This is a genomic window from Verrucomicrobiota bacterium, assembly GCA_019247695.1.
GTDB lineage: Bacteria > Verrucomicrobiota > Verrucomicrobiia > Chthoniobacterales > JAFAMB01 > JAFBAP01.
In genome coordinates, this window is sequence record JAFBAP010000048.1 from 1 (window position 1) to 11,876 (window position 11,876).

Annotated in this window: 7 protein-coding genes; 3 read left to right on the forward strand and 4 right to left on the reverse strand. The window is 60.6% G+C overall.

Annotated elements, in window-relative coordinates:
* The first annotated feature begins 279 nt into the window (after positions 1 to 279).
* Positions 280 to 1,134: an alpha/beta hydrolase gene (locus tag JO015_05060; protein MBV9998467.1), complete on the forward strand. Its 855-nt coding sequence runs from the start codon at positions 280 to 282 to the stop codon at positions 1,132 to 1,134.
* 137 nt (positions 1,135 to 1,271) lie between these two features.
* On the opposite strand, the gene JO015_05065 is transcribed toward JO015_05060, so the two are convergent.
* On the reverse strand, positions 1,272 to 1,463 hold the full coding sequence (locus JO015_05065; protein ID MBV9998468.1) for a hypothetical protein: 192 nt from the start codon (positions 1,461 to 1,463) through the stop codon (positions 1,272 to 1,274).
* 229 nt (positions 1,464 to 1,692) lie between these two features.
* Here JO015_05065 and JO015_05070 point away from each other — a divergent pair, with 229 nt between their 5' ends.
* Positions 1,693 to 2,769, forward strand: coding sequence for a methyltransferase domain-containing protein (locus JO015_05070; GenBank protein ID MBV9998469.1), 1,077 nt, complete (start codon positions 1,693 to 1,695; stop codon positions 2,767 to 2,769).
* 248 nt (positions 2,770 to 3,017) lie between these two features.
* Here JO015_05070 and JO015_05075 read toward each other — a convergent pair whose 3' ends face one another.
* The 3 genes from JO015_05075 to JO015_05085 all read right to left on the reverse strand — a co-directional run bounded on the left by JO015_05075 (position 3,018) and on the right by JO015_05085 (position 10,790).
* A complete protein-coding gene (locus JO015_05075; protein ID MBV9998470.1) occupies positions 3,018 to 3,983 on the reverse strand; it encodes a mechanosensitive ion channel in 966 nt (321 codons plus the stop codon).
* 1,745 nt (positions 3,984 to 5,728) lie between these two features.
* Complete coding sequence (locus tag JO015_05080) at positions 5,729 to 7,198, reverse strand: MBL fold metallo-hydrolase (GenBank protein ID MBV9998471.1); 1,470 nt, start codon at positions 7,196 to 7,198, stop codon at positions 5,729 to 5,731.
* A gap of 25 nt (positions 7,199 to 7,223) precedes the next feature.
* Positions 7,224 to 10,790: a S8 family serine peptidase gene (locus JO015_05085; GenBank protein ID MBV9998472.1), complete on the reverse strand. Its 3,567-nt coding sequence runs from the start codon at positions 10,788 to 10,790 to the stop codon at positions 7,224 to 7,226.
* A 90-nt stretch (positions 10,791 to 10,880) separates the two neighbouring features.
* On the opposite strand from JO015_05085, the gene JO015_05090 reads away from it, so the two are divergent.
* Positions 10,881 to 11,126 (forward strand): hypothetical protein, encoded by a 246-nt coding sequence (locus JO015_05090; protein MBV9998473.1) that lies wholly within the window; start codon positions 10,881 to 10,883, stop codon positions 11,124 to 11,126.
* The last annotated feature ends 750 nt before the right edge of the window (positions 11,127 to 11,876 follow it).

Consider the following 11,876-nt stretch of genomic DNA (forward strand, 5'->3'; position numbering starts at 1 on the left):
TTTGTCGTCATCGGCGAAAAGAGAACGCGCGATCGGCTTATCAGTGCACCCTTTTGGATAACGCCCGCAGCCGGACGCGGGGCTCCGGTGGCCACTCGAAGCCGGTGACGCGTTAGCCAAATCCTCGTCCGTGGAAATCCAGGCTAGCTGGGGCAGAAGGTATACTGCCCTGCAGCTTGGGGGGTTCACCGAGCACCTTGCTTGAAGGTCCGTTCGACTTCAGCGCCTCGCGCGAGGGCACGTGCGAGCCTGCCTCTCACGTCACCGGAATCTACCCCCATGAATGCCATTAAGAGCAGTTTTCCCCGACGGGCTTTTGCCACGTCCGACGGCGTCCGGTTAAGCTATATACGGCAGGGAAGCGGTCGTCCCCTTGTGCTCCTTCACGGCTGGTCCCAGTGCGCCGAGGAATTCAACCATCAAACGGAGCCACTCAGCGCGCGGTATGACGTCGTCGTCCCCGACCAACGGTCTCACGGCGAGTCACAAAAAGTGCCCTACGGGTTGAAAATTTCGCGGTTAGCCAAAGACCTGTACGACCTCCTGACTGAGCTGGCCCTGAATGAAGTGGCGGTGCTGGGTCATTCGATGGGATCAGCAGTGATCTGGAGCTACCTTGACCTGTTCGGCCCTGAACGCCTGTCAAAGATTGTTTTGGTCGATCAGCCGTCGATGGTCACTTCGCATCCGCACTGGACGCCGCAGGAATTAGAAGCGGCGGGCGCTTTCCTTACCGCTCAGCAAGTATCCGACATCGTTGCGGCCTTACGGGGCGAGGAAGCGGAACAGGTAACCCGACAGCTGATGGACGGGATGGTAACGAGGCAGGCCACCTCGGAGGTGCGGGAATGGATCATCCAATGTAACCTGAAGATGCCCCGGCCCCTGGCAGGGACGCTCCTGTACAATCTGTGCCATACGGACTGGAGAGATGTCATCCCGCGGATCGACCTGCCTGCCCTGATCATCAGCGGTCGGGCAAGCAGCACACCGTGGAAATCGCAAGAGTGGATTCATCGGCAAATCAAAGGATCGCAGTTTGAAGTCTTCGAAGAATCAGAAGGCGTCCAGCATTTTATGTTCATCGAAAACCCCGAGAAGTTTAATGGGCTGATCATGGAATATTTAGGTTAGCCAGCAACAACACTTCGAGAGCATAAAAAACCGGGCCTCAAGGCGGCTTCCGGGCATGGCGCTCGGCAGGGCGGAAATCGGGATACCGCCCAGGAAGGTTGCGGCCCGGCCGATCGAGTTTCCATACCACCAGCGCGTCACCCGGGCGAAGGGCTTTGAGGGTCGCCTCCAGGCCCGGATGGCGTCCAACCGCCCTGAGGCGCGGTCCTAATAAACGAGTATTCGAGCGCCGCCGCTCCCGGCAGAAGGTCCGGGATGACCGACTCAGAAAAGCCTTGCCCGGTGCTTACGTTACTGCCATGATAAAGTCCTTGTAGGATAGGGTTCATCGTCTTCTCTCCTTCGCCGCGAGGAGATGCGTCTATCTCCTCAGCGAAGGGCCCAGGCGACCACATTCAGCCTGAAGGTCAGTCCGACTCCAGCCGCACGGGTTTGTGCGCTCGCTTGCACTCTTAGGGGCCGCCGTTGGCGGCGTTCCTGGACAGCCAGCGAGGGAAGGTAACTCCAGCCGATCTCAACGAAAAAAACACCGTTATGGAAACGACAGCCCGAAATGAAATGCCGGCGGGCAACGGCAAAGCTCCCGTAAACCCCGATGCCCTTAATCTACTTCTCGGAAAGATGGTTAACGACCTCGGGGCCGCCGTAAGCGGGGCGCTCATTGTGCTGGGCGACCGGCTTGGCCTCTACGCAGCGCTTGCGGAGATCGGCCCGGCCAACTCGCAGCAACTCGCCGAAAAGTCCAACCTCCACGAACGACAGGTTCGCGAATGGCTGTGTGCCCAGGCCGCTTCGGGCTACGTCACCTACGATGCGGCAAAGGACAATTTTTCCCTTACGGCTGAACAGGCCGCGGTCTTTGCCGATCCAAACAGTCCGGCGGCGATGGTCGGCGGTTTTTACGGCATCTCGGCCGTCTACCATGACGAGCCGCTGGTGGCCGAGAGTTTTCAGACCGGAAAGGGTCTGCCGTGGAGCAAGCACCACCCTTGCCTTTTCTGCGGCACCGAACGGTTCTTTCGGCCCGGCTACCAGGCCAATATCAACGACAACTGGATTCCCGCGCTGGACGGCGTCCAACAAAAGTTGAGCACCGGAACTCGGGTGGCTGACATCGGCTGCGGCCATGGCATCTCCACCCTGATCATGGCGAAGGCGTTCCCTAACTCTGAATTCCATGGCTTTGACCTGCACCCGGCCTCCATCGAGGCAGCCAATCGACATGCGCAGGAGCAGCAACTGCCCAATGTCCGCTTCAGCATTGCCTCAGCCAAAGAGTTCCCGGGTCGCGACTATGGGTTTGTGACCGTGTTCGATGCCCTGCACGACATGGGCGATCCGGCGGGCGCGGCGTGCCATGTTAAAGAGGCCCTGCAAGCCGATGGCACCTTCATGATTGTGGAGCCTTTCGCGGGCGATTCGCTTACGGAAAACCTTACTCCGGTGGGCCGAGCGTATTACGGGTTTTCGACGATGATCTGCACGCCGAACTCGCTCAGCCAAGAGGTCGGCCTTGCGTTGGGAGCGCAGGCCGGTGAGCGGCGCTTGCGGGAGGTTGTCTCGAAGGGCGGTTTTACGCGGTTTCGTCGTGCCGCAGAAACGCCGTTCAATCTGATCCTGGAAGCACGGCCATAGAGGCTCGGTCGGCAGCCCACGCCGTGCACCAGAAATCGGGAGAACTGAAAAGCGACTTGATAACCCGCACAAGTCGCTCTGCTCGAGTGCATTCCATGGGTCGCCGCGGGCGTCCCCGAGCCGTAGGCAACCGCCCCCGAAGCCGCCCCCGGGCGGTGGCGATCATTGATAGCTCCTGAGGATGCGTACGGTTGGCGGCTGCAGACCTGACGCTAAAAATGCTCTGCATTGTTCCCAAAACTCCTCCTTCAGGCGTCCCGAGGGGAGGAAGCTTGGCGTTGCGGGGCGTGCTCCCTGAACAGGTCGTTTGCGATGATTTCGCGCACGGGAGAGGCCATGCGCAGGCCGGCGGCGTCGAACCCGGCAAGGATGTCCCGGCTCATGGCGTCCTTGACGCTACGGATGCCGTGAGTTTCGTAGACGAAGCGGACAGTCAGCTCCAGGTAGTTGTCCGTGATTCGGTAATAGACGCGGGGTTCGAAATCCAACCGGGTCAGGTGGTATTTCTGTTCCAGATGCCGGTGAGCCTCGGCAGAAACTTTCGCCGGGTCAACGGCGTGGGCGTGGGCGGTGGCCAGCAGGATCTCCTCCGCTCGGCCGCGGTCGGCGTCGTAGTGGATAAAGGCGCGGATCTCGTCCCAGATGTAGGGAAAATCCCGCGTGTAGTTGTAGACGGGTTCGTCGAAGACCTTGGCGTTGGAAACGGTGACGATGCGGCCGGTGAACTGCCGGCTCTTGACCCACATGGTCGGGTCGGCGTTGGCGATTTGCCCCATCTCCATGATGGTCGTTTGAATGAAGCCGAGGGCGACGACGTCCCCACGCACGCCGCCCATCGTGATACGATCGCCGACGGTGAAGGTGTTGCCGCGCAGGATGACGAAGTAGCCGGCCACGGCGCCGATAACCCGTTGCAGGGCAAAGGCCAGCCCGGCGGTGAGCAACCCGAAAGCGGGAGCGAGCCGGGCGGGATCCTCAAACCAGATGGAAGTCAATCCCAGGAGGATGAACACGGCCGATCCAAGGCTGATGGCCTGCCGGCTCCAGAAGCGTACCCGCTCGATGCGCGTCGAGTCGCCGCGGATGAGGAGGTTTGTCAGCGCTTTAAGGAGGTAACGCAGGGCCACAATGGCGGCGATAAAACTCAGGCTCAAGAGCAGTTTGCGCCCGTTCTCCGCGTTGAGGGCCAGCCACCGGATGCCAAAGACGTTCACCGTGGCAGGTTGGAGGCAAAAGCCGGCGGTGTCGAGAGGGTAAGGCGAACCGAATCCGGCGGATCACATGGCCGAGCGGGAGCCCGGCACCGCCGAGCATCGGAGCGCTCAATCGGTGATCGGCCTTGCCGGCGCTGGTGGGTCATTTGTCAAAGTTGTGGTCATTAATACCATTCAGATAGTTATCTCGGTAGAATGCCGGCTCAGGGGGCGTCGGCATCGGAGGATGCTCCGTACCCGGTTGAATCGGCCTTAGGCCCCAGGGGCCGGTAGAACTTAGCCCAGGGTTTACCCTGGGTAACCGTCAAATCTCGATCGAGCCCTGAAGGGGCGGCAGAGGGCGTTGCTCACGGGTTCTGCCGCCCCTTCAGCAAATCCAATCCGGCGGGGCGGGCGTTTGTCAGGATGGGCGTACGGACGTGACGCCTTAGGACGGCTGGATCCGGGGGGGAACCGCCTTCCCAGGGTAAACCCCACTGCCATTTAGTTAAGGGCCGGTGGATGGGGGCGCTTTCGTCCGGAAGGGACGAAAGCATCCCCCCTCGCCCTTAACTAAATGGCAGTGGGGGTAAATCCTGGGCTAAGTTCCTTTGGCCCTTCAGGCCCTCAAACCGGCTGCCGACCCGTTGGGCCTGGGCCTTTTATACGGTCTGCTAGGTTTAACGCTGGGCGGGCACCGGGGAAGCAAGACAAGATCTTACCTCCATGGCCGTCCAAAGGTTAGAAGCGGGAAGCTTACGGGTCTCTGGCCGAAGCCGGGCCCAGAAGCTACCGTTGCGCGCCGTAACCGAACACGAACCAATCCGCGGGCCAATCAATGCCAACAACTTTGACAACTGACCCACTACCACCCAAGGGTGAAAACCAAACTGGGCGGATTAGCCTTACTGCGCATTTTGTGGTCATCAGAAAGGCGTTAGGAGCGCCACGAAGCGGGCCAATGGACCGAAACAGCGTGGTCGAACCGCACAACCGCCGATCTTAACGCAGGTTTTCGGCCGGTTTTAGTCAGCACGAGAAATACTTTATGGCAGAGCGACAACCTTTTACGGTTCCCATTTATTGATCTTCAGTTAAGTAATGTCCGTTTTTGGATGAGGTAGCTCTGAGTCAAACGCACCTTTTGCTCGAGACTATACTTTTCTGAAGGTCAATAGTGCCCAACACGTTTGTACTCTCGCAGTATCGAAACCAGTTTAACTTCTTAAGGGCCAGGGTGTACTGCTGGACCGCCTCGAGGTTCGGAAACTCCTCGACTCCACCAAACGACCATTGATCCGAGGACCAACTTGAGTCGCATAGAATCGGCCTTTTACCACCTGCTTTTTCAAGTGCCTCGTTAAGCTTGGTTAGAAGACTATTTTGCTCGTCCTGGGATAAGTGATACCAAGCCTCCGAAAACCTGCCCACAAAGAGCTTATAAATTGGTTGGGACATTTCAAAACCCTCCTAAACTGAACTGGTAGGAAATCGCATTTGGCCCTCCGGGGCATTAGGCCGGGAGTCTGAAGCCGAAAGCGTGCGGTTCGACGGATGCAGAGTAACAAAGAGGGGCTCGGAACTCAAAGAGGGGCTTTTTCGGCGATCCCCGCAGAGCTCCTCGCACCGCAAGCCGTACGAATTCATGCGCTCGGGCGGCACGCTCGAAGCGGCGTTCTCAGGCCCTGCACCGGACTTTCCGCCCGTCGGTTTTCGCCTGAGCGTACCACAAACCTTCATGTTCCGGGCGTGGTCTCCCTGACGCGCTAAATGGCCACTTCGTAATAAAGGGTTTTAGAGGGGTCCTGCTCGACCCTTCCCGCCAGGGCGGGCGGTACGCCTTTGTCGATCCGCAACACGCCGTCGTTCGTGATCTCATTCAGACGCCGCTCCAGTTCATCCAGCGGCATGTTTCCCCAACCCTTTTTGACCGCCATATCGTGATCGACCGGAATCACCGCAACTTCCAACGCGTTCATCAGCTCGAGGCCCTGTTCTCGAAGCGTCGCATTGTGGCTGCCGTGATGCCCCGTTTTATAAAAATACGTCCTTTTCAGAAGGTCCGGGCCCGTGACGGGCTGGCCTTTAACCGTCCAGGAGAGGTCCTCCCAGGACAACCAGTTGCCGACCTGGGCGTCGGCCGCAAACAGGAGCACCCGGCCGTCCCCAAGTTCGATTGCGAGCGCGAGGCTGGTGTTGTTGGTTGCGCTGTCAAGTTGAAGCGCCAGGTCCGACGACGCAGCGAGCCAGTCCGTGTCGATGCGGCGCCACGACTGATCGGCGGGTGCAGCCGTTTCGACGCCGGAATTTGTGTTTCCGAGCTCGCCTGGCTCCCCGTTGCGGACGTCGGAGTCCGGGCCCCAATAATGGGCCTGAAAAAACGGCACTTGCTCAGCCGCCGGCAGGGGAATCTGCACGATGGGGTCGAAAGGCGCGGCGGAATCCGTCTCCGCACTCGGACTTACCAAGCCATTCAGATTTTCTACGGCCGCCATGCCGTAGGTTTCCGGATGGCTTTTTGAGGGATTAAACCGCTTGATCATCTTTTCATCGTGCGGTGGTCCCAGAACGTACAACCGCGCATCGACCCCCTCCAGGTCCACCGGCGCGTCCCCCGGCCGGCAATAGCGGGGCGTCGGGGTGAACCCTTTAACAATTTTGAGCGCGTCACCCGTCGTACCCTGGCCCGCGGCGCCAAAGAACTCCATCACCCCGTCGATCATAGGGTCCGGGTTACCTGCCAATCGCATCCGCGCACTGGCCGACGCCAGGGCCAGGCGCAGCGCCTGCCGCTCGGTCCGCAGATGCTTGGCGAGGTCATCTTCCGGATCTTCCGTCCACGCCAGCCAGACTTTATCAACCTTAAGTTTGTCAGATTGAAAGAGGTCCCTGGCTTGAACAAAACCCGAGAGGTGATCCCAGTGCTCGTGGGTGATGATCAGGAGATCAAGGTGGCCCCTTGTCGTGGCAATCACGTCACTGACCACCGCCCGCATCTTGAAAGCGGCATCGGGCGTGCCCAGGATCACGCCGCAATCAATCATGATGTAATACGACCCGCCCGTCTTACGGGGCAATGTTATAAGGAAACAGTCACCAAGCCCTTGCCGGTACATCCTGACCCTGGCTGCGGGCGTCGCTTGCCTGGTACCTGCACCTGGGTTCGGACCGGCAGCGGCTTTGCGGGTCGGTGAGCCGCCTTTTGCCGTTTTCTTGGTCGTTTTGCTGGCCGCCATAAAGATAAGTGTCCGTGATTTCCTTCTAGAGCCCGCGGTGCAGCATCGCGAACGGTTCGCGTCTGAGCGCCGTCTCGCCGGCGTAGTTGAAGTGCAGGTTCCCCTGCGCCATTTCCATCTGGAATGCCTTTTGCGCCTGCATGCGGTCAGGGTGTCCAACGCGCTTGCGCACGACGTAACGGATGGCGCGTTTTTCGAGGTCGACGAGAAGGGTGCAACCGCCGCGAAACTTGCCGCTGCCGTCCGCCGGAAACCAACTCTGGGTGATTTCGACGACGAGATCGGTCCGCTGCTGCCCGTCCGGGCCGATCCGGCGAACGGGCCGAACGGAGTGGACCTCGAAATTTCGCAGCTCACCCGGCTGGCCGTTCAACGTGTTGCGTTTGCCGCGATAAAACCCGAGCGCTTCAGTGTGTGCATCTTGAATGCTCGGGTCAGTCATAAACCAGTTGTGCAGGCATTTGCCGTTTTGATCCGAGATCGTGAACGCCTTTTTCCGGTCAGCCTGCAAGTCCCAGCCCAGTTCCAGCTTCTCGAACATGCCCACAAGCGAGAACTGGATTTCCGGCCGTTCCCAGCGGAGGCTCTCGGAAGAGAGGTTTCTGACATTTTCCGGGTAGATGCCGCGCCGGCGGAACCCTTGAATGAAGGCGGGACGGTACCCCCAAACATCGTCCGGGACGAGGTCGCGGTCCGCGGTGATCAGCGCGCGCAGGTACTCGCCGAAGTTGAGGTCCACCGGAGGACAGTAGTCGAGGGCGCGAATGCAAATGTTCAAGACGTGTCCCGCGGTTTTGCTGGCTTCTTGAGCGAGGCGGTTCACCAGGTCGTGGGGGATCTCGCCTTGCGGCAGGATGCCCGTGCCGGAGGTCGCCAGGCGGATCAGGTCGGCGCTGCGCCGGCGGTAAATGTCGAGAAATGCATCAAAGACGGCGGCGACCAGCACCGCGCCGCGGTCGTGCGCTTCGGTGGCCTTTGTATAATCCTGCGGCCCCGGCTTCGCAGGCACCCACACGCCGTCTTGGAAGTCGCCAATGGCGCTGCGCAGGGCCCCGTACCGGCCAATCCCCTGGCCGAACTGCCAAGCAAGTTGAGCCAGCATGTTTTGATTGGCCAGGTTACCCTGGGTGCGCCGGATCTGGTCGCGCAAGGCTTCGGGCACGGTGAAGTGCTGGAACAAGGCCACGATGTCGGCAAACGCTTCGTGAAAGGCGAGCACATCCGGGTTGGTGGGCTCCCCAAAATACCGGTGGAGACCGTCGAGCAACGCGTGCGTCGTCTCATGGGCGATCACGTCATGGGACAAGGAGCAAAAAACCGTTCCGCCCGGCAGGTTGCCGCCGGGGCCACTGCGGGTTGCGGCAAAGTAACCCAACAACAACGCCTTCTTGTCCGGGCTGTAGAAAGAGTTGGCTTCCCGCAAAGCGTGCGGATAGATGCGAAGCCGGCGGACGTAATGCTTCTCGACGCGCGGCTGGCCATTCTGCACGGACTTGACGAACCGGGGCGCCCAAAGCGCGACGCGACCGAGGGCGCGTTCAAATGATTCAATGGTCTTCATCGCGATCGCGTAGACCATCTGTTGATGAAAGCGGGGGCTCGCCTCCGACGGGGGCAGCCCGGACTGCGCCAGCACCGAAGGGTGGTTCAGATCGACCGGGGCATAACAACAGCCGGTGGATGGGTCCACATCAACCACCTCGAGGTATTCGCCCACCGGGCCGGGCTGCAATGCCTCCCACACGACTTCCAGCGTCGTTTCATTGATCTGCAGCAAATCGGGATCGTAGCCAACCAACGGGTCGAACGCGTAGACCCGCAATTTGCGCGTCACGAGGGTGGGCATCGGGGGATCCAGCGCCAACTGCAGCGCGTGCGCGTCCGTTGCGCCGAGTTTCGGAACCGGCGAAGGCTTCGGAGCGCCGCTTGGGATCCCGGTTCGCTCGAGCGCGGCCCGGAGCGCGTTCGAAGCGGCCGGCGCGTCGTGCAGGATTTCGATCACCCGGCGACGGTCGGCTTCCGAAAGCCCCTCCGGATTTTCCGGGTCCGGCAATAACTCCTCGAGTTCCCGGGAACGTTGGGAGAGTTGAAGCGCCTCAAGTTCCAGCATGCGCTGGCGGCCGGCATCCGGCACCGTCGCGGCGATACCGAGGCCGGTGATCACGCGAAGGAACGGGAAACTTGCCGAATCCGCGGGTTGCTTTTGCAGGGTGGCGGCATCGGCCGGCGTGTGCGCCAACGCCGCCTCGGCCTGAATGATCCCCCGCCCCAGCCGTTCAGCCAGCTCGCGGCTGTCAAGGCGTGCCGCGTCGAACAGCGCCTTGCGCACAGCTTCAACCCGCATCCAGCCTTCCGGGTACTTCTCCCAGGCGGCCTTGTTTTGCTGGATCCATAAGGCGGCCGCCGCGGCGACCTGCGGCGTGGCTGACGACGTGCCGCTGCCGTTATGGTCCACGATCTCGCTGCAGCCTAACCTTGCCCACGGGGTGTTGGGCGTGAAGGCCGCCAGCGCCGTGGCCATCTTGCTCGCCGGACCGTAGTTCCCGGCCATGATGCTGACCGGCAGATCGGCGTAAGGACGGCCGTCGGCCATGACTCCGCAGGCCGCCACCACACGCTTGAAACGGGCTGGGTAGACGATGTTTCGGGTCGGGAGGTTACCGAAATTGTTGCCTGCAGCCGTGACGATAAAAACCCCCAGCTCGTAGAGCGCGTTCACCGCATCGGCCCACGCCTGCGACGCGAGGCCACCCATGCTCATGGTGATGACGTGCACCCGTTTGGTCTTGTCGCTGAACAGACCGTGGATGTAGTCGAACGCCTTGGCGATGGCGCTGTTGCTGAACAACACGACCGAATTCGCCACGCGAATGGGGACAACCTCCAGAAAGGGCGCGCCGCCCAACTCCACCCCGTCCACCGGCGCGCCCGCCAAAAGGCCCAAGGTGCCGGTCCCATGCCCCAGGTTGGTGAACACGCCTTCGGTGCGATCGGTCGCATCGTCAAGCCGGCCGTCATCGACGAAATTTTTCTGAAGATTCGTCGGAGTTTCCGCGAGCAGGAAGCGCGGTCTGGTCCGGTGATTGGGGTCGTAGCCCGTGTCGAAATGCGCGATGCGGATCCGATCCGTGGGCCGGCCAACCGCCGATCGTGCCGCCTCAAGCTGTGAATGGCCGGGGTCGCGGAACCAGAAGACGTCCGAGGCGGTGGGGAGACGCGTGTCCGGATCGGACGGCTTATCGCAGGTGCGCGCGGCCGCCATGGCATGTTGAACGGGCGTTCCCGTGATCCATTGCTGCACCAGGTCCGGTTCGGCCGTCTCGGGCGCTGTCAGGCCGGCCATGCCGAACCCTTGCGTTACGAGGTGATGGCCCAGGTCCCACGCGTTGACCTCCGCCGCGTCCTCAGTCGGTGACATGACGTACCATTCCGGCCCGGCCGCGGCGCCTAACCCGGCGGTCGGCGGCAGAATGCTGTTGAACAGGCGCTGAAAGCCTACATTGAGCGGTTGATTGCCGAAATTAAAGCCGGCTTGGGCCGGGGCGGCGGGCAATTTCAGCAGGAGGCGTGGGGAACGGGTCAGAACGGTCACGTGGGTGCTCCATTAACTATCCGGCTAAATAGGATGCCGGGGCAGATCAGCTTGTTTAAGGGCTCCTGCGCCATCCGTCCATACGTAGAAATGCGCATGCCCATTTGGCTTGATAGCGAGATCGGGACGAAACAGCGGCAAGGGGCAGGTGCCGGCCCGGACGTGCCGCCGCACCTGGCCGGTTCACTCACGCCTACGATCCTGCGATCCTTGGTAAACGATCGGAGAACGCAACTCCGGCCGAGACCTCCGGCATCCGTTCTGTTTCGCCTCATTTTTCTCGGTCCCGCGGCAAAGCGGGCGAACCCGGAGTTTCGCATCGCTTTGGGTTTTTAGCTCGGCTTCATCCATTTTCGAGATTGAGGACGGGGGAGTAAACTGGGGGGGGCACCCGCAAAGTGACCCGCACCTGTGTTTACCCCACCCGCCGAGGTCAGGGCCGTACCGGCGGCGTTTGCCCCCCTTGTTTACTGAACCCGGTTGGCTGCGCGCGCAAGCGTTACTGTGCGCCGTGCTGCTGGCTCCCGCCAACCACGCGACGGCTGCCTCCAGGGCCGCGCGCAACTACGCTTGCTCACGTTCGAGTTGGGACAGGGTCACCACCCCCAATAAACCACCCTTTCAGATCGGATACACCTGTCGGACTATGAAGGTGACGTCACCCTAATATTCTAGCCGTCTAATGTGACGGGCTGTTGCAAGCGTTGCTAATCCTTGCCAGGACCATGCTCAAGTCCTCCCCTGGCTGCCGACGTCACCCAATCGGGTGATTAATGAGCTCTTGTGGCGATTCTCTTTCGAGTTTAGTAAAGAACTTCCGTATAACTCGGTTGACTTCTTCGAAATCGGACCGGCTGGAACCGCTATTCACCAAGGATTTAATGAACCGCGTTTATCACTTTTTCCTTTGTCTCTTCTGGCCTGTAGACGGGCAGCCTTATGGTAGAGTCGAGATCTGGCGCGGTGGAGGTAGGGACAATCATAACCTGTTGACCGGCCCTTTCGGTTGCCGGTGTCTGAGTAATTGCCCATGTCTTCCGTTTCCAGATCCCGCTCATCAAACCGAACATGCAGCTTTCCCGCATT

Bases quoted from the DNA above. Each gene is read 5' to 3' on its own strand.
- JO015_05065 (MBV9998468.1), bottom strand. From the start codon at position 1,463: ATGAACCCTATCCTACAAGGACTTTATCATGGCAGTAACGTAAGCACC.
- JO015_05080 (MBV9998471.1), bottom strand. From the start codon at position 7,198: ATGGCGGCCAGCAAAACGACCAAGAAAACGGCAAAAGGCGGCTCACCG.
- JO015_05090 (MBV9998473.1), top strand. From the start codon at position 10,881: ATGCGCATGCCCATTTGGCTTGATAGCGAGATCGGGACGAAACAGCGG.
- JO015_05070 (MBV9998469.1), top strand. From the start codon at position 1,693: ATGCCGGCGGGCAACGGCAAAGCTCCCGTAAACCCCGATGCCCTTAAT.
- JO015_05060 (MBV9998467.1), top strand. From the start codon at position 280: ATGAATGCCATTAAGAGCAGTTTTCCCCGACGGGCTTTTGCCACGTCC.